Annotated in this window: 17 protein-coding genes and 1 pseudogene; 7 read left to right on the top strand and 11 right to left on the bottom strand. The window is 61.0% G+C overall.

Translation table 11 applies throughout. From position 1 onward, the window contains the following. Nucleotides 1-37 precede the first annotated feature (37 nt). On the bottom strand, nucleotides 38-1,672 hold the full coding sequence (locus tag EV669_RS05460) for a CTP synthase (protein ID WP_054284664.1): 1,635 nt from the start codon (nucleotides 1,670-1,672) through the stop codon (nucleotides 38-40). A 274-nt stretch (nucleotides 1,673-1,946) separates the two neighbouring features. Here EV669_RS05460 and rpmB point away from each other — a divergent pair, with 274 nt between their 5' ends. Both rpmB and rpmG read left to right on the top strand, forming a co-directional pair. Next, nucleotides 1,947-2,180 carry a 50S ribosomal protein L28 gene (rpmB, locus tag EV669_RS05455; protein WP_054284665.1) on the top strand — a complete coding sequence of 78 codons (234 nt, stop codon included), beginning with the start codon at nucleotides 1,947-1,949 and terminating at the stop codon, nucleotides 2,178-2,180. 27 nt (nucleotides 2,181-2,207) lie between these two features. Next, a complete protein-coding gene (gene rpmG / locus EV669_RS05450; protein ID WP_017506994.1) occupies nucleotides 2,208-2,363 on the top strand; it encodes a 50S ribosomal protein L33 in 156 nt (51 codons plus the stop codon). A gap of 120 nt (nucleotides 2,364-2,483) precedes the next feature. Here rpmG and EV669_RS14195 read toward each other — a convergent pair whose 3' ends face one another. The 9 genes from EV669_RS14195 to EV669_RS05405 form a co-directional block, all read right to left on the bottom strand. Next, entirely contained in the window at nucleotides 2,484-3,047 is a 564-nt protein-coding gene (locus EV669_RS14195; RefSeq protein WP_318271333.1) for a uracil-DNA glycosylase, read from the bottom strand. A 329-nt stretch (nucleotides 3,048-3,376) separates the two neighbouring features. Then, nucleotides 3,377-3,823: a ribosomal protein S18-alanine N-acetyltransferase gene (gene rimI, locus EV669_RS05440; protein ID WP_132098100.1), complete on the bottom strand. Its 447-nt coding sequence runs from the start codon at nucleotides 3,821-3,823 to the stop codon at nucleotides 3,377-3,379. Beyond that, entirely contained in the window at nucleotides 3,820-4,488 is a 669-nt protein-coding gene (gene tsaB, locus EV669_RS05435; protein ID WP_132098099.1) for a tRNA (adenosine(37)-N6)-threonylcarbamoyltransferase complex dimerization subunit type 1 TsaB, read from the bottom strand. The genes rimI and tsaB overlap by 4 nt, the downstream gene beginning before the upstream one ends. A 21-nt stretch (nucleotides 4,489-4,509) precedes the next feature. After that, entirely contained in the window at nucleotides 4,510-5,730 is a 1,221-nt protein-coding gene (locus EV669_RS05430) for an EAL and HDOD domain-containing protein (RefSeq protein WP_132098098.1), read from the bottom strand. A 14-nt stretch (nucleotides 5,731-5,744) separates the two neighbouring features. Beyond that, nucleotides 5,745-7,643: a chemotaxis protein CheA gene (locus EV669_RS05425; RefSeq protein WP_055433093.1), complete on the bottom strand. Its 1,899-nt coding sequence runs from the start codon at nucleotides 7,641-7,643 to the stop codon at nucleotides 5,745-5,747. Between the two features lie 43 nt (nucleotides 7,644-7,686). Then, nucleotides 7,687-8,439, bottom strand: coding sequence for a protein phosphatase CheZ (gene cheZ / locus EV669_RS05420; RefSeq protein ID WP_245622665.1), 753 nt, complete (start codon nucleotides 8,437-8,439; stop codon nucleotides 7,687-7,689). A 48-nt stretch (nucleotides 8,440-8,487) separates the two neighbouring features. Then, nucleotides 8,488-8,877, bottom strand: coding sequence for a chemotaxis response regulator CheY (gene cheY / locus EV669_RS05415; protein WP_054284671.1), 390 nt, complete (start codon nucleotides 8,875-8,877; stop codon nucleotides 8,488-8,490). Between the two features lie 47 nt (nucleotides 8,878-8,924). Beyond that, entirely contained in the window at nucleotides 8,925-9,863 is a 939-nt protein-coding gene (locus tag EV669_RS05410; RefSeq protein WP_054284672.1) for a chemotaxis protein, read from the bottom strand. A 12-nt stretch (nucleotides 9,864-9,875) separates the two neighbouring features. Then, a complete protein-coding gene (locus EV669_RS05405) occupies nucleotides 9,876-10,823 on the bottom strand; it encodes a chemotaxis protein (protein WP_054284673.1) in 948 nt (315 codons plus the stop codon). A 182-nt stretch (nucleotides 10,824-11,005) separates the two neighbouring features. Here EV669_RS05405 and EV669_RS05400 point away from each other — a divergent pair, with 182 nt between their 5' ends. The 4 genes from EV669_RS05400 to EV669_RS05385 all read left to right on the top strand — a co-directional run bounded on the left by EV669_RS05400 (nucleotide 11,006) and on the right by EV669_RS05385 (nucleotide 13,923). Next, nucleotides 11,006-12,187, top strand: a complete 1,182-nt coding sequence (locus tag EV669_RS05400) for a sensor histidine kinase (RefSeq protein ID WP_245622664.1) — start codon at nucleotides 11,006-11,008, stop codon at nucleotides 12,185-12,187. Then, nucleotides 12,184-12,489 (top strand): STAS domain-containing protein, encoded by a 306-nt coding sequence (locus EV669_RS05395; RefSeq protein WP_165922712.1) that lies wholly within the window; start codon nucleotides 12,184-12,186, stop codon nucleotides 12,487-12,489. The genes EV669_RS05400 and EV669_RS05395 overlap by 4 nt, the downstream gene beginning before the upstream one ends. Before the next feature lie 13 nt (nucleotides 12,490-12,502). After that, complete coding sequence (locus EV669_RS05390; RefSeq protein ID WP_132098097.1) at nucleotides 12,503-13,510, top strand: SpoIIE family protein phosphatase; 1,008 nt, start codon at nucleotides 12,503-12,505, stop codon at nucleotides 13,508-13,510. Nucleotides 13,511-13,641: 131 nt separating this feature from the next. Beyond that, entirely contained in the window at nucleotides 13,642-13,923 is a 282-nt protein-coding gene (locus EV669_RS05385) for a hypothetical protein (RefSeq protein ID WP_132098096.1), read from the top strand. Between the two features lie 203 nt (nucleotides 13,924-14,126). Here EV669_RS05385 and EV669_RS05380 read toward each other — a convergent pair. Then, nucleotides 14,127-15,548, bottom strand: a pseudogene (locus tag EV669_RS05380) (IS5 family transposase); the annotation flags it as partial. Between the two features lie 266 nt (nucleotides 15,549-15,814). Between EV669_RS05380 and EV669_RS05375 the strand changes: the two are divergent. Further along, entirely contained in the window at nucleotides 15,815-16,729 is a 915-nt protein-coding gene (locus tag EV669_RS05375) for a hypothetical protein (protein ID WP_132098095.1), read from the top strand. Nucleotide 16,730: the final 1 nt, after the last annotated feature.

The raw sequence follows: 16,730 nt of genomic DNA, 5'->3' as shown, positions 1-16,730 counted from the left end.
TTGGCCGAACAGGCTTCGGCCAACCCCGGGCTCGGCATTAGGCCTTATCGGCCTTGTAGCCCAGTGCGGCGTTCACGTAGGCGATGAAGAGGGGATGCCCGTCGCGCGGCGTAGAGGTGAATTCCGGATGGAACTGGCAGGCAAAGAACCAGCGATGGTCCGGCAGTTCGATGGTTTCCACCAGTTTCTCGTGCCCTGCCGAACGGCCGCTGATCGTCAGGCCGGCGGCTTCGAGCCTCGGAACGTAGTAATTGTTCACTTCGTAGCGGTGGCGATGGCGCTCCACGATATCGGTATTGCCGTAGATGCGCGCGGCCAGCGAGCCTTCGACCAGATCGCAGTGTTGTCCACCCAGGCGCATCGTGCCGCCCAGGTTGGAGTTCACGTCGCGCGTTTCCACCTTGCCGTCATGGTTCACCCACTCGTCGATCAGCGCTACCACCGGGAACTCGGTGTCGATGTCGAATTCGGTCGAGTTGGCGCCGGGCATGCCGGCCACGTCGCGTGCGTACTCGATCAGTGCGATCTGCATCCCTAGGCAGATGCCGAGATAAGGAATGTTGTGCTCGCGGGCGAATTTCACCGCCTTGATCTTGCCTTCTACGCCGCGCTTGCCGAAGCCACCCGGCACCAGGATCGCGTCCATGTCTTTCAGGGCCGCGCAGCCGTCGCGCTCCACTTCCTCGGAGTCCACGTAATGGATGTTGACCTGGGTACGGGTGTGCACGCCGGCGTGCTTCAGCGCCTCCGACAGCGACTTGTAGGATTCGGTCAAGTCGACGTACTTGCCCACCATGGCGATGTCGACGCTGTGCTCAGGATGCTCGATGGCATCGATGATGCGGTTCCACACCGACAGGTCCGCCGGCGGCAGGTCCAGTTGCAGCTGTTCGCAAATGATGTTGTCGATGCCTTGGGCGTGCAGCATCGCCGGCACTTTGTAGATGCTGTCGGCGTCGTAGCAGCCGATGACCGCCTCCTCTTCCACATTGCAGAAGAGGGCGATCTTGCGCTTTTCGTCCTCGGGCAGCTCGCGGTCCATGCGACACAGCAGGATGTCAGGCTGGATGCCGATCTCACGCAGCTCGCGCACCGAGTGCTGGGTCGGCTTGGTCTTGATCTCGCCGGCGGCAGCAATGAAAGGCACGTATGAAAGGTGCACATACAGCGTGTTCTTGCGACCGAGGTTTGCGCGCATCTGGCGGATGGCTTCCAGGAAGGGCAGCGACTCAATGTCGCCCACCGTACCGCCCACCTCGACGATGGCCACGTCGGCCTCGCCGGCGCCCTCGCGCACCTTCAGCTTGATTTCATCGGTGATGTGCGGAATCACCTGTACGGTGCCGCCCAGGTAGTCCCCGCGCCGCTCCTTGCTGATGACCGACTCGTACACCTGGCCGGTGGTGAAGTTGTTGCTTTTCTTCATCTTGGCGTGGATGAAGCGCTCGTAGTGGCCGAGGTCGAGGTCGGTTTCGGCGCCGTCCTCGGTCACGAAGACTTCACCGTGCTGGAACGGGCTCATCGTACCCGGATCGACGTTGATGTACGGGTCGAGCTTCAGCATGGTGACGTTCAGCCCGCGCGACTCGAGAATGGCCGCAATAGACGCGGCGGCGATGCCTTTGCCCAGAGAGGACACCACACCGCCGGTAACGAAGATGAACTTGGTCATGGGAACACACATCTAACGGAATCCGGGATTTTAACCCGAAACCGGCAAAAAACAGAACCGTCACGCAGCAAGAGTCGTTGTTAGCCAGCCTTCAAATACATGATTTCCCAGAGAAAGATTTTTCATTGGCCCGCTGACAGCGCCTTACGTCTCTGGTATGCTGCACGGCAGTGCGGCGTGCTTTCCCGAGGGGGCTGGGCACGCTTTTCTCTTGAATCTAGGCCTGTTTTCATGATATAAAGCCGGCTTTTACCGGTTTTGGGAGTGTTCAACCATGGCGCGTGTTTGCAAAGTCACCGGCAAGCGTCCGATGACCGGGAACAATGTTTCCCACGCCAATAACAAGACTAAACGTCGTTTCCTGCCGAACCTGCAGTACCGCAAGTTCTGGGTAGAAAGCGAAAACCGCTGGGTGCGTCTGCGCGTTTCCAACGCCGCCCTGCGTACCATCGACAAGCTGGGTATCGATGTCGTGCTGGCCGACCTGCGCGCCCGCGGCGAACTCTGATTTCAGCGATATCTAGCGAGGTAAATCATGCGCGACAAGATCAAGCTCGAGTCCACTGCGGGCACTGGCCACTTCTATACCACCACCAAGAACAAGCGCACCATGCCGGAAAAGATGGAGATCAAGAAATTTGATCCCGTTGCCCGTAAGCATGTGCTCTACAAAGAGACCAAGCTCAAGTAAGCAGTCTTGCTGTGGTGTGAAATAGAGAACCCTTCGCTGGTGCACGGCGAAGGGTTTTTTCATTTCAGGCTGCCCTGTGGCGGCCTTTTCCTGCCCCTGATTACACCTGCGCGTGTGGGCTCAGGGTTTCCCTTGCAGGTGTGCCATCTCGCGACGTGCGAACACGAGGTCCTGCCAGGCCTTGGCCTTGTCAGGCTGGGTGCGCAGCAGATAGGCGGGGTGATAGCTGACGATGAGCGGTGTGGAAGCATAATGATGCACCTTGCCGCGCAGCCGACCGATCGACTCGGTCGTTTCCAGAAGGGTCTGTGCGGCAAAGCGTCCCAGCGCCAGGATCAGGCTGGGCTGGATATGGTCGATCTGCTGGCGCAGGTAGGGCTGGCAGGCGGCGATCTCGTCCTGGCTAGGGTTGCGATTGGCCGGCGGTCGGCACTTGATCACGTTGGCGATGTAGACATCGGTGTCGCTGTCCAGCCCGGCAGCCCGGAGCATGTTGTTCAGCAGTTGGCCTGCCCGGCCCACGAACGGCAGGCCTTGACGGTCTTCCTGCTCACCGGGTGCTTCACCCACCACCAGCCAGCGGGCCTTGGGGTTGCCGCGACCGAATACCGCCTGCGTGCGCGTCTCGCACAGGCGGCATCGCGTACAGCCTTTGACCTCGGCTCCCAGCGTGGCCCAGTCCATTGGAGGCAGGGCCCTTGCCGGCGGCTGGGCTGGGGATAGCTGAACCGCTTGGTAGGGGGACTCGGCGAGTGGGAGTGCTTGCGCCTGCCTTTCGGCATACGCATACGCAGGCCTGTCTGCCGACAGAGCCTGCTGCAGTTGACTGCTGGCCGGTTGCGCAGGATCCATCGCGGGTGAAAGCCTCTCCGTATGCGTCATTTCTGCGGAGGACGGCAGCACGGCAGGCATTTTTTCCGCCGCTGCACTCGCTAGGGCAGCAGGGTATGTCTGCCCACGTCGCACCCAGCGTGGGCCCAGTCCGAACTGACTGAGCACATATTCCTTGCGGTTCATCCGAGTTGCTTCTCCATGAGGATCGCGTCTTCCCGAAGCCCGTTGGCCGAAGGGTAATACTGCTTGCGCACGCCACAGGAACGAAAGCCCAGGCGGGCATATAGCGCTTGGGCAGGTGCGTTGCTCTGACGTACCTCCAGCAGCATCCGGGTCGCGCCCGCCTGCTTGAGATGCTGGATCACCTGTTGCAGCAGGCAGGTGGCCAAGCCTGCACGGCGACAGGCGGGGGAAACCACGATATCAAGCAACTCGGCCTCACCTGCCGCGTTTAGAATGACAGCAACGGCCAGCAGTCCGGTCTCGTCTTCGGCCAACCAGACAGCATGCCCAGCCTCAAGTGAGCCGCGATACTGGTGTTCACTCCAAGGATAGGGTGTCCCCGCCTTGGCCAAGGCGGCAATGGCCGCGAGATCGGAAGATATGGCCAGACGGTGGCGGGTCATGTGCGACGGGCCTGCTGCTCGCTTGCAGTCAGCGCCACCTTGTCACGGACGTACAGCACTTCGGCCTCGCGGGCGGGGCGCTTTGGGTAATGGCCATTGCTGGCCAGCTTCAGGTAAGCCGCTGCTTCAGGGCGCAGGACATCCGTCCGGTTGAAGGGCCGGCCCGTCAGGCGCCCAGTCAGCAACGCCTCGTGGACTTGCCAAGCGTCGCCTGCCAAGGTGAAGGCATCTTCTGGCAGGGGCAACGCTTCGGGTGAGAAGAGGCCGATCGCCCCTTGGCAGCGCCCATCCTGGTATACCGCTGCATAAACCTGCCCCATACGGGCATCCATGGCGACGAGCACGGTCCCGCTCGCCCCTGTCTGGGCCGCCACTGCGTCCAGCGTCGGGATGCCGATGAGGGGAAGGTTGGCCGAAAAAGCCAAGCCCTGGGCCAGTCCGCAGCCAATGCGCAGTCCGGTGAACGAGCCCGGACCTTGGCCGTATACCACCGCATCCAGACTGGAGAGGGCGAGCCCTGCCTCTTCCAGCAGTCTGCTCAATGCAGGCAATGCGGTTTCGGCATGCTTCTGGCCCACACGTTCATGATGCGTAAAAACGCGCTCGCCGTCGGTGACGGCGAGCGAGAGGAAATCGGTAGAGGTGTCGAGTGCGACAAGTTTCATCCGGTACAGGCACTCCGGTAATTACAGACCCAGGTCTTCTACCCAGGTCAAGGCCTCGATATGGGCCAGATTGAGGGTTTCGGCGCTGATGCCCACGCTTTGGGCCAAGGCCTCGATGTTGTCCAGTCGGGCGTCCTCGCAAGCCTCCACCAGCTTGAGATACGGGCCGTAGCGCCCTTGGTGGTTCTCCAGCGCCTGCTTGATGTCTTCCGGCAGGTGCAGGTGTTCGAGAAGGCGATCCATCGGCATCTCGAAGAGCACGTCCAGCAGGCTGAACATGCCCACGATGAAAAGGTTATCGCAGCACTCGGTCGGCAAGCCCAGCTTGCGGCCGATCAGCTCCATTTGCCGGCCCCGCGTGATCACCGTCTTCTGCAGGGCAGGAGGCGTACGTCCGTCCTCGGACGCCGTTACGAGTAGCAGCGTCAGCCATCGGTAGAGCTTTTGGTAGCCCAGTACCGTTACCGCGTGCGAGAACGAGCTGATGGTGGTGTTGAGCCCGGCCGCTGCCGAGTTCACATAGCGCAGAAGCTTGTAAGAGAGGGCAACGTCCCGTTTGAGGATCGCCTCGATCTCCGGCAGGTCAGCGTCCAGACGCAGCAGGTTCAGCAGTTCCAGCGTATTGGAGAAGGTGGGGTGGATCACCCGGGCGGAAAGAGTTTCCGGCTTGGCGAAATAGTAACCCTGGAAGCCGTCCATGCCCAACTCGCGGCAGAGGTGGAACTGCTCGCGCGTTTCCACCCGCTCCGCAATACGGATGACCGGATAGCTGCGCAAGCGGGCCGCGATCACCTGAAAACGGTTGCCGTCATGGTTCTGGACATCCAGCTTCACATAATTGGCCAGATCCAGGAAAGCAGCAGAGGGTGCTTCAAAAGAGAAGTCGTCCAAGGCCACTCCGAACCCCAGCGAGCGCAGGTGCCGCACCCTAGACAGCAGTTCCGACGAAGGCGTTACGGTAGGCGCGATGTCCAGAATCACCCTGCGCGGAGGCAAAAGCTCTAGGAACTCGCTCGTCAGCATGGTCTCGCCGACGTTGATGAAAGCCAGCTTGCCGCCGACGAGCCAGCTGGTTCCCATGTTGTTTAACGTGTTGACCAGAACGTCGGTGTCGGCCTGCAGTTCTGCGTGTGGGCCCACCTCCCGCGCCTCGCCGCTGGGCCGGAAAAGAAGTTCGTAACCGATCAGCTGCTGGTTGCGGTTAAGAACCGGCTGGCGGCCGATGAAGGCGCTGGAGGACATGGGGAGCCCAGTAATCAGTTGGCTACAAATTCGGACGTGCGCACGATCTGGTTGCTGCCGCTGGCGTCACTGGCCGACAGCAGGTCTTCCATGTCGAGAACAAGTACCACCGAGCCGTCGCCGGAGAGGGTGGCACCGGCCACGCCCTTGGGACGGATGTTCTGCAGCGGCTTGATCACCACGTCATCACGGCCCACGAAGGAGTCGATCGCGAGGATGAACGATTTTTCCGCCGACTGCATCAGCACGCCAAAGCAGGGCTTCTGCGTCGGGGCCCAGCCGAGCAGTCCGGCCAGGGTGCGCAGTGGCAGGATCTCGTCCCGCACCACAATCGTGGGCTTGCCCGATACCTCCTGGATGGCATTGCTGTCGATGGTGATGATCTCACGAACCATGGCCAGCGGTACCGCGAACGGCTGGTTGCAGGCACGCACCACCAGTACCGGCAGAATGGCCAGGGTCAGCGGCAGCGATATACTGATCCGCGTGCCTTCGCCCGGCACCGAGTTGATGTCGATGCGGCCGTTGAGCTTCTGGATGTTGGTACGCACCACATCCATGCCGACGCCGCGCCCGGAGACGCTGGAAATCTGGTCCTTGGTGGAGAAGCCCGGCAGAAAGATCAGCTGCAGACACTGCTTCTCATCCAGCGAATTGGCGGTCTCTACATCGATCAGGCCCTTTTCGATGGCCTTGCGACGCAGGCTGTCCGCATGCATGCCTCGACCGTCGTCGGTGATCTCGATGAGGATGTGGTCACCCACCTGCTCCGCGGTTAGCTGGACCACGGACTGTGCCTTCTTGCCCGCAGCCAAGCGTTCTTCCGGGCTTTCGATACCGTGGTCGACCGCGTTTCGGACGAGGTGTACCAGTGGATCGTTGAGATCCTCGATCATCGTCTTGTCGAGTTCGGTTTCCTCTCCCGACAGCACCAGTTCCACTTCTTTGCCCAGCTGACGCGCAAGGTCACGTGCCAGGCGCGGATATTTCTGGAACAGGCGTCCGATCGGCTGCATACGCGTTTTCATCACCGCGTTCTGCAGATCACTGACCAAAAGATCCAGCTGGCTAATAGACTCGTCCAGCGAGCGCAGGGTATTGGGGTCGTGGCTGCCTTGCAGGATTTCGGTACGCAGCGTGGTGAGACGGTTCTTGGTCAGCCCGATCTCACCCGACAGGTTGAGGACCATGTCCAGACGCTGTGTGTCGATGCGGATGGTGTTTTCCTGCCCCCCACCCGAGCCTCCCTTGTTGGTCATCGGCTTGGAAGCGGGGCGCTCCACGGGCACCGGCGCCGCAGCGGGGATGACCTCTACGGCCTGGGCCGCCGTGGCAGGTTCAGGCGCCGGTGTCGGAGCCTGGTCTGCACTGACAGGGGTCGCCGGCGCTGTGCTTCCCGGCTGGATGGCCTGGTACAGCGCCTGCCAGTCCGGGCCCCCATCTGTGCTCGGGGCTGGAGCGGCGGGCGCTGCCGCTGGCGGCGCCGGCGTAGCGGGGGCCGCAGGAGTTCTGCCCGGTGTGCGTCCGGCCAGAACTTCATCCAGGTCGGCTAGAACCTTGGCATCGGCATCCCCTGGCATCAGGCCTTGTGCCAGTGTGTCGAACATGTCACGCACAATGCCAGTGGCATTGAGAATCACGTCCATCACTTCTGGGTTGAGCTTCAGCTCACCGTTGCGAAGCTTGTCGAACAGGTTTTCCGTCCGGTGGCACAGGTGCACCATCGGAGTCACGTTTAGGAAGCCGGCGCCGCCCTTGATGGTGTGGAAACCACGGAAGATATCATTGAGCAATGCCCGGTCTTCCGGCCGTTTTTCCAGTTCCACCAGCTTGTTGTCTACATCCGACAACAGCTCGGTGGACTCCATCAGGAAGTCCTGAAGCAGCTCTTCCATTCCACCAAAATTGCTCATATCCGTACTCCAGGGTGGGGGGCAGCGTCTGCGGCCAGCGCGCTCAGAAGCCCAGGCTTTCGAGCAGGTCGTCGACCTGCTGCTGATTGGTGACTACATCGTTGCGGCCTTCCGGGTTGATGACGGGGCCGTTGAGCAGCACCGGATCCAGTTCTGCCTTCTTCTCGTGCGGCGAGAACTCGATCAGGAAGGCGACCAACTCGGTTTCAAGGAGCTTGACCATTTCCATCATCTTCTTGATGACCTGACCGGTCAGGTCCTGGAAATCCTGTGCCATGACGATTTCCAGCAGCTGTGTACTGGTGGCTTGGGTGCGGTCCGGTACACGGCTGAGATAGCTGCGCGTCTCTTCGGCCAAGGTTTTGAACTCGCTCACGGACAGCTGGTTTGCAAACAGGCGGTTCCAGCGCTCGGAAAGCTTCTGGGCCTCGCTCTCGAGATCGTCTTGGATCGGCTTGGCGATGTCGGTGGCGTTGAGCACGCGTTCGGCTGCACTCTCAGTCAGCGAAGCGATATAGGAGAGGCGGTCCTTGGCATCCGGAATCGCCTCTGCCACGCGTTCGAGAGACTTGTCATAGCCGACGTCGCGCATGGCATCGTGCAGTTTGCGGGTGAGCTGGCCGATCTGGGCATACATGTTTAGCGGGTCAACAATGCCGCCTTGGGCTGGCGCTGTGGCTGACGCATCGGCGGAAGCCGGAGGCGCGTCGGCGGTCTGCTGCCGGGCAATGCTCTCGAACAGGGCTTCGAGTTCGGGCGAATCTCCGCTTTCCAAAACGTGGTCCGGCACGATCATTCCTCCTGAAGGCGGCCGCAGGCTGCTGCGCCTGCGCGGGCGACAGCCTTACTTGTTAAGCGTCTGGAAAATCTTGTTCAGCTTCTCTTCAAGCGTGGCTGCCGTGAAAGGCTTGACGATATAGCCGTTCGCCCCCGCCATGGCCGCTTCGATGATGTTCTCACGCTTGGCTTCGGCCGTGATCATGAGGAACGGCATCGTCTTGAGCTGGGCATCTGCACGCAGCGCCTTGAGCAACTCGATCCCAGTCATGTTGGGCATGTTCCAGTCGGAAACCACGAAGTCAAAACTCTGGGTCTTGAGCTTGTGCAGGGCCACCTGGCCGTCTTCCGCCTCGTCCACGTTGGTAAACCCGAGTTCCTTGAGCAGGTTCCGCACGATGCGTCGCATGGTGGAAAAGTCGTCCACGACAAGGAAGCGAATGTTTTTATCTGACATCGAGGTTTATCCTGAAGGTTCAGTTGCTGTGCAGCGGATTCTACCGTCTACCTCTGCAGGAATGGAATCATGGTTTCCGCAAGGACGATCGGATCGAATTTCGCCACGTATGCATCTACCCCGACACTAGAACCCATGGCGCGGTTGGCGTTGGAGGACAGCGACGAATGCATGACCACCGGGATGCCGTTGAAGCGTGGGTCGGACTTGATGAGACGGGTGAGCACGTAGCCGTCCATTTCCGGCATCTCAGCATCCACAAGAATCATCTTGAGGTTGTCGTGCAGCGACTCGTCGGGGCCTAAGTGGCGATGCGCCAGCGCCTGCAGGCGGTCCCAGGCTTCGCGGCCGTTGGTGGCCTGCTGGAATTTCACGCCCATCTTCTCGAGCACGCTGGTAATTTCCTTGCGGGCCACCACCGAGTCATCCACGAAGAAGACGTACTGGTCGCTTTCAAGCTGGGCGGTGGGAATGTCCGGCACGCGAGCCTCGCCAATGACGGTGGCGAGGATCTGCTCGACGTCCAGAATGGAGACGAGCTTGCCATCCTCCAGTTCGGTGATGGCGGTGATCAGGTTCTGGTTGGCGCCGTTGACCATCATGTTTTCCGGCGCCCTTACCTTGTCCCAGTCTACGCGGATGATGCGGTCCACCGAGTCCACCAGGAAAGCCTGGGTGCTCTTGTTGAACTCGGTGACGATCATCGTGCTGTAAGTGCGGTCGGCCTGTTCAGCCCCGATGAACTTGGCGAGCGAGATCACAGGGATGATGTTGCCGCGCAGGGAGATCACCCCCTCCACACCGAACGGCATGTTGGGCGTCCGGGTGATGAAAGGGGTCTGGGAGACTTCACGCACCTTGAACACGTTGATGCCGAAGGTTTCGCGCGTCCCCAGGGAGAACAGCAGAATTTCCATCTTGTTCGAGCCCGCCAGCTTGGTACGGGCGTCGACCGTTGCCAGCAGAGAGACGTCGGTTGCGGTCATGGTGCGCCCCCTTTATTTGGTCAGCTTGAGCATTTCGCGAAGCTTCATCGACAGCTTCTGCGGTTCGAACTTCGAGACATACGAATCCACGCCGACCGATTCCCCAAGCTTCTGGTTGGAGACGCCGGAAAGAGAGGAGTGCATCAGGACAGGAATGCCGGCGAAGCGAGCATCGCTCTTGATCATCTTGGTGAGCATGTAGCCGTCCATTTCCGGCATTTCCACGTCGGTGAGCACGAGGTGGAGAAGATCGCTGAGCTTGCGGCCCGCCAGTTCGGCCTGCATGGCCATCTTCTGCAGGTCTTCCCAAGCGCGCATACCGTTCATGGCATAGGCGTACTTAACGTTCATGGCCTCCAGCGTGCGCTCGATCTGCTTGCGCGCCACGGCCGAGTCGTCGGCAAAGAAGATCATCCGTTCTTCGGTGATCGGCTCGATGTTGATGAAGTGGTGGGAGTCATCGTTGAGGGCGGTTTCGGCCAACACCTTTTCCACGTCCATCATCATTACCAGCGTACCGCCCCCCAGTTCGGTGACGGCAGTGACGAGGCCCGCCATGCGGTTGGTGATCATCTCCGGCGGCACCCGCATCGCGGACCAGTCCAGGCGCAGGATCGTATCCACGGCCTCCACGAGGAAGCCCTGGGTGTGACCGTTGTATTCGGTGACGATCATGATCTCGGGCTTATGGGCGGTGACGATGCCGGCATATTTGGCCAGGTCGATGACTGGAACCAAGGTGCCGCGCAGGCTGACCATGCCTTCCACCGAGGAGGGCATTTCGGGCGCCGCGGTGATCTCCGGGGTGCGCATGACCTCGCGCACCTTGAAGACGTTGATCCCGAAGGTTTCCTTGCGGCCCGTACGCTGGTCCTCCCCGAGGGAGAAGAGCAGGATCTCAAGCTTGTTGGTGCCGGCAAGCTTGGTGCGGGCATCAATTTTTTTGAGAAGTTCTGACACAGAAACCTCCGCAGCAGCTGGTAATGGTGAGGTGCTTGAAACACCTGTTATTGGTATGCGCCGATCGGGGAGAAAGGCGGTGTTGCTGCCCTGTTACGGTGACTCGCAGGGGGCGCTGTCATTATCATACCGATCTACTACTTTTTACAAATTACTTCCTGATTATGACGAAAAAAGTGGCCGTGCCGCACGACCCCCGTCAGCTCGAGGCGGCCTTTGCGCAGTTCAACGCGGTGTCAGGCCAGCTGATCGATGCCTATAGCCAGCTGGAGGCACAGGTGCACGTGCTGAACGCGCAGCTGGAGGCGGCAAACAGCCAGCTGCGCAGCAAGATGGAAGAAAACGCGGCGCTGGCCGAGCGGCTCTCGCGCCTGCTGTCAGCGCTGCCGGCCGGTGTGGTGGAAATGGATGCAGTCGGCTGCGTACGTCACGAAAATCCCGCCGCGGCCCGAATGCTGGGGCGCAGTACCCTCGGTCTGTGCTGGCAACAGGTGGAAACACTGCTGGAAGCCACCGAACTGACAGACACTTATTTGGTCCCGGGTGATGAGGACGGCCCCGCGCGGCGTGTTTCGCTGCAGTACCAGGATCTGCCTGAGCAAGGGGGGCGCATTGTACTGATGCACGACGTCACCCGGTTGCATCAGCTGTCTGGCGAACTGGCCAACCAGCAACGCCTAGCGGCCATGGGCAGCATGGCTGCCTCACTGGCCCACCAACTGCGTACTCCGCTGGCCACGGCAATGCTCTACACCGCCAATCTGCGCAACCCGGGACTGGCGGAGGCGGAACGCAGCCGCTTTATCGACAAGAGTCTGGCGCGGCTGAAGGCGCTGGAGGGGCTGATCCAGAACATGCTCAGCTTCGTGCGGGGCCATGTGTCGGAACTGGAAGGGCTGGATGCGGCAGGGTTGGCCGAAGAAGTGCGTGCCATCATGGCGCCCCTGTGTCAGGCACGCGATGTCGCGCTCGATTGCCAAGTAGGGGTGGACTCTGCCATAACGGTATCAGGCGACCGCAAGGCCCTGTCGGGTGCACTGCTGAACCTGCTGGAGAATGCCCTGTTCTTCACGCCGTCCGGCGGCCAGGTGGGGCTGGGCGTGCGGCAGACGGGAGGGCAGGTGATGTTCGAGGTCACCGACACCGGACCTGGCCTGTCGGCCGAAGTGAAGGCGCGGATGTTCGAGCCCTTCTTCACCACCCGCTCCGGCGGTACTGGCCTGGGACTTGCCATCGTCAAGAAGGTAGCAGAAGAACTGGCCGGGACCGTATCCTGCGAGAACCGGCCGGAGGGCGGCGCCCGCTTCGTGCTCAGTCTGCCTGCCGCGACGGCAGGCCCCACCGGAGCTAGGGAGAAAGCATGAAATCCGTCATCAAACTGGAAGGTTCTGTCGGCAGGCTGGTGCTGGTGGGCCCGTTCGACTTCAACATGCACAAGGATTTCCGTCAGGCCTCACAGTCGCTGCTGGACGAACCGGGCGTAGAGGAGATCTTGGTCGATTTCGAGCAGGTGCCTTTTCTGGACAGCTCTGCGCTGGGGATGCTGCTGCTTCTGAAGGAGCGGGCTGCCGCCCAGAAGCGCACGCTGGCGCTGATCAACTGCCGCGATACCGTCAAGCAGGTGCTCGAGATCGCCTGCTTCAACAAGATGTTCGTCATCCGCTGAGTCCGTCGTTTCCATGACCATCCTGGCGGCCGTCAGTGCTGCATTGCGTCACGCCATTGAGGACGATCCCTGGCTGCAAGGGCTCGACTGGCGCTTCGAGGGGGCGCCCGATACCCGCACCGAACTGGTGATTCTTGAGGGCGCACAACCGGAGAGCCTGTTGCAGAGCGGAAACCCGCCTGTCTGGTGGTTTGGGCCATCACCGCACTGCTGGGATCCACCGCGCGGGGTGGACGTCTTTTCCCGCGCTCCTTCTCTGGATGGCCTGCGCGCCCGGCTGGTGGTGTGGCTCTGGCGCCAGGGGCGGGCAGTACCGGTAGGTTTTTCCGCAACGCCCAGACTGTTTTCTCATGGCTGCGGGCAGGCCTCGCTGGCGCTGAGCCAAGGTCGCGGGCGCCTGGAGCTTGCCCTGGCCCCCTTGGAAGGGCAAGGCGGAGACATCGCTCTGGTGCTGGAGGATGCCCAAGGTAGCCTGCTGGTGCTGGGGGATGCCATCGGACACGGCCTGGAAGCCGAGATGGATGCGCTGCTGTTTGCGCTTGCGGTGCTGCAGCATCTTTCGGCCAACCGGCTCGACAATGAACAGCTGGCCGGGCTCGACCGTTTTTTGCGGGACAGCATGGCGGATCAGCGTTTCGTCGCGGCCACCGTGCTGCGGGTGGACTGGCAGGCCCGGCAGTTGGCCCTCGTCAATGCCGGAATGCCCGAAGTGGTCGTGCGCATCAATGGGGCCTGGCAGGCCCGCTACGGGGCCCGGCGTCCAGCCTTTGGCCTGGGCGAGCCCGGCCATTGTGACGATGCCATCCAGCAGGCACCGCTTTTGCCCTCCAGTGAATGGGTGCTGCACAGCGACGGGCTGGATGCCGGACGAATGGACCGCTACTGGAGTGAGACTGCGTCTCATAAAAACCCTGGCAATGGCATATTGCGTGCTATACCGTCCTTGTCGGCGCTTGCGACGGATGATCTGGCCGACGACCTGTTGTGCATGGTTCTGACCGTGGCCTGTAGCCTTAACTGAAGCCTTCCGGCCGGTCCGAACCGCCTTCCGGCCGGTCCGAACCGCCTTCCGGCCGGTCCGAACCGCCTTCCGGCCGTCCCCCGTCCTTCAACCCGACGTTCTGCACCCCTTCCTCCCACAAGGAACCGGTCATGGAGTGTGCCCCCATACCGCCGCGCAGGCGGATCCTCGTTGTCGCCGTCGTCGGTGCCGTGCTGCTGGTGCTGCTGGCGCTGGCTGGCCTGAGTGCCGGTTGGCTGGCCGCCGCAGCGGTACTGGCCCTGGCTGCGGTGACTGGGGCCGCGTTCAGCCTTGGCGTCGCTCAGACCAGCCGTTCCTCCGACGCCGGCCATCCGGGCCCGGCTTTGGCCTCCGTTCCCGCTCCTGATGCTGCTTCCCCCATGCCGACTTTGCTCTGCAACAGATCAGCCTGAGCACCGAGGAGGTGGAGCGGGTGCGCGGTCTCGTCGGTGAGGCAGTGCAGACGCTGATGGACAGTTTTTCCGGGCTCACGGCGGAAGCGGAGGAGCAACTGGCGCTAGTGTCCAGCCTGGCCCATGGCGACGGCACCGTCGGCCAGCACGAGATGTCGTCGGCCCTGCAAAATTCGTCTCGCGGCGCCGACGAGAAGCGCCGGACGTGCAAGAGTAGCGAGTCGACTCGCCGACGCTGCGAGCGCTGACAGCAGCCAAAGCGAGCGCAAAAAGGCTGGAGCAATGCCCCGCCGGGCGATGGCACGCAGCAGCCAGCGGATGTTGAAGCCGGCTGCGCACAACACCGCATGCAGCGCGTCACCCTCAGCGCCCTTGAGCCAGCAGCGCTTCATGCCGTGATCGTGCCTGGCATGCCCGATGGCCGGCTCGACCGCCTGACGCCGCTTCAGCCAGCGCCGCTGGCTGCGCGTGAGCGAGCGGCTCTTGCCGCGATGGATCAATGTCACCCCGCCAATGTCGGCATCCGCCCCCCGGTAGCCCAGGTCGACGATGGCCGTGTGCGGCCTGACGCCCAGCTCCTGCAGCAAGACGGTGGTCTGCTCCAGTTGCTCGGCCAGCGTGTGGCCGTCGTAGGGGTTGCCCGGCAGGCTGCGCGCACCGACCATCAAGCCCTGCTTGGCCGTGACGGCCACGCTGACCTTCACGCCGAACTCGTAGGGCTGGCGGGCCTTGCCCTTGCCGATGCACTCGACCTGCGGCGCATGCAGCGCGTACAGCTTGTGCTTGTCCTTGGGGCGCTGCGAGCGGATGCGTTCGGCACGCTCCAGCCATGGCTGCAGGCGATCACGCACGTCTTGCGGCGCTGCCAGCAGGCGGCGTTGCACGTCGCGCAGCACGCGCCCGAGCACGGTGCGCTGGCGCTTGAGCACCCGGCGCAGCCGCTTGAACTGCTTGGCGTGCGCATAGCCGCCGGCACGCCGGCGCAGGCTGCGGCCCTCGCGCTCGAAGGTCTGCTTCAGCCGCAGCCCGGCGCGCTGCGCCAGTTGCACCACCTTGGCCCGCGCCACTTCCAGCAGCCGGCTGTCGGTGGGATAGGCCACCGCCTTCTCCTGCACCGTGGTGTCCACGATCACACGCTGCAGTTCGCTCTTGCGCACCGCCTGCATCTGCACGGCCGCCTCGATCGTCTTGGCCAGCAACTCCTCCACGCCGGCCTCGCCCAGCACCCGCCTGAAGCGCCCGATCTGCGTGGCATCGCACGGCAGGCGTGGCTCGTAGTACTCCTGCCCGCTGAAGAACTGCCACACCACGTTCTCGGCCCAGCGCTCGACCACGGCCTCGTCGCTCAGGCCATAGGCATGCTTCAGGTACAGCAGCGACACCATCAAGCGGATCGCCAGGCGCGGGCGGCCTGCCGCGCTCACGCCTGCGCCGACCACCTGCAGCGTGGGGCCGAACAGGTCTGCACCTTCGATGCTGCGCCCGCGCCGGTCCTTGCGCGCCAGCAGCGGCGCCACGCTCGCTTCGATCTGCTGCCACGGCATGCGTGTGGCCAGCACCGCCAGCGGGTGGCGCAGGTCGATCATCTGGTCCAGTCGGGCGCGGAAAAAGTCCGGCGTGCTCATCGAAATCCGTCTCCAAACTCCCAGAAATTCGCATCGAGCCGATTCATCTTCGGGAGTTCCAACCCCGCAACATCACCTCACCAACTCAGTGTCCATGCGGCTTCAGGGCGTTTTGCAGGGCTGACGAATAACCGAGCGGATAAAGTGGTCCGCAGCCAAAGACAAAGCGCCTCACAGGGAGGCGCTTGTTTTTGACAAAAACCATTTGGCATACACCACAGATTTTGGAGTAAACTCTAAATATTTCTAACCCTAAAATTACTTCAATGAGAAAGTCTGAATCTATCGTCGGCCTTGGTGCCCACGCAGCCTGTTATCTCCTTGAGAGTCTCAAACTGCCTCCCGATGAAGAGCAAAATTCGGGGCCAGAGTTTACTTATTTAGGCGTCTTTCTCAGTGGGCTTTGCTTCAAGGCTTACAACTACTCTGCTACAGACCTAGTATCGCTATGTCTTGATGGATTCAAGAATATATATGCCAAGTTACACTATTCTGAAGCGATCATTGCTAATGGTCTAGCAGAATCAGCATTTCACGACTATTTATTAGTGATGCCTTCGTGGCCAAAAAAAGATGCATTTCTTCGTTCCGGCATTGAACTTTGTTCAGTTCTAACGACAAGGCTTAAGCAGTATCACGGAGTTACACTTTCAATAATGCAGCAAGCACGACTGCGAGCACTGATTTCTGATCAGTTCGAGATTTTGGCAATTGCTCACCTAGAAATACGGCATGCCGCGGAAAGAGATTCAAACCTAAAGCATCAATCTAGTATAGTGGGCAATAGGTGTGAAAGTATGGAAACAACACCTAGCACTGACAACAGTAGCATCCGTCTGATGGAAATAAAAAAAGCCAAGGATAAGTTATGGAAGCAACTGGAAGAAGGGGATGTTACTGAATCTGAGTGCCGTGAGAATCTGGATAAAATCACTCAAGACGAAATAGCACTTCATGTGATTGCGAAAGAAAATAGATCCCAACAAAGGAGAAATACAGGGACTTGGCAAATAGTCGCCACCCTGATGATTGGGGTATTTTTAGCTGGGTTCTTTATCAGCCCCTGGCTTTATCCAAAAATTTTTGGTTTTAGAAGCGCCGAAGAGTGCATCATTGCTACCAAGAGCAGATATACCATGAGTGCCTGTTACACCTTGTATCCTAGCATCAGGAGTGAATAGC

This window comes from Gulbenkiania mobilis, from assembly GCA_004346645.1.
Lineage (GTDB): Bacteria > Pseudomonadota > Gammaproteobacteria > Burkholderiales > Chromobacteriaceae > Gulbenkiania > Gulbenkiania mobilis.
Note: the sequence above shows the minus strand (reverse complement) of the source record. Positions and strands in the feature narration are given on the sequence as shown.

What these genes read in the sequence shown, in the direction of transcription:
- cheZ (WP_245622665.1), bottom strand. Translation starts at nt 8,439, where the DNA reads ATGATCGTGCCGGACCACGTTTTGGAAAGCGGAGATTCGCCCGAACTC.
- rimI (WP_132098100.1), bottom strand. Translation starts at nt 3,823, where the DNA reads ATGACCCGCCACCGTCTGGCCATATCTTCCGATCTCGCGGCCATTGCC.
- EV669_RS05385 (WP_132098096.1), top strand. Translation starts at nt 13,642, where the DNA reads ATGGAGTGTGCCCCCATACCGCCGCGCAGGCGGATCCTCGTTGTCGCC.
- rpmG (WP_017506994.1), top strand. Translation starts at nt 2,208, where the DNA reads ATGCGCGACAAGATCAAGCTCGAGTCCACTGCGGGCACTGGCCACTTC.
- EV669_RS05390 (WP_132098097.1), top strand. Translation starts at nt 12,503, where the DNA reads ATGACCATCCTGGCGGCCGTCAGTGCTGCATTGCGTCACGCCATTGAG.
- cheY (WP_054284671.1), bottom strand. Translation starts at nt 8,877, where the DNA reads ATGTCAGATAAAAACATTCGCTTCCTTGTCGTGGACGACTTTTCCACC.
- EV669_RS05430 (WP_132098098.1), bottom strand. Translation starts at nt 5,730, where the DNA reads ATGTCCTCCAGCGCCTTCATCGGCCGCCAGCCGGTTCTTAACCGCAAC.
- tsaB (WP_132098099.1), bottom strand. Translation starts at nt 4,488, where the DNA reads ATGAAACTTGTCGCACTCGACACCTCTACCGATTTCCTCTCGCTCGCC.
- rpmB (WP_054284665.1), top strand. Translation starts at nt 1,947, where the DNA reads ATGGCGCGTGTTTGCAAAGTCACCGGCAAGCGTCCGATGACCGGGAAC.
- EV669_RS05460 (WP_054284664.1), bottom strand. Translation starts at nt 1,672, where the DNA reads ATGACCAAGTTCATCTTCGTTACCGGCGGTGTGGTGTCCTCTCTGGGC.
- EV669_RS05375 (WP_132098095.1), top strand. Translation starts at nt 15,815, where the DNA reads ATGAGAAAGTCTGAATCTATCGTCGGCCTTGGTGCCCACGCAGCCTGT.
- EV669_RS14195 (WP_318271333.1), bottom strand. Translation starts at nt 3,047, where the DNA reads ATGGACTGGGCCACGCTGGGAGCCGAGGTCAAAGGCTGTACGCGATGC.
- EV669_RS05410 (WP_054284672.1), bottom strand. Translation starts at nt 9,863, where the DNA reads ATGACCGCAACCGACGTCTCTCTGCTGGCAACGGTCGACGCCCGTACC.
- EV669_RS05395 (WP_165922712.1), top strand. Translation starts at nt 12,184, where the DNA reads ATGAAATCCGTCATCAAACTGGAAGGTTCTGTCGGCAGGCTGGTGCTG.
- EV669_RS05425 (WP_055433093.1), bottom strand. Translation starts at nt 7,643, where the DNA reads ATGAGCAATTTTGGTGGAATGGAAGAGCTGCTTCAGGACTTCCTGATG.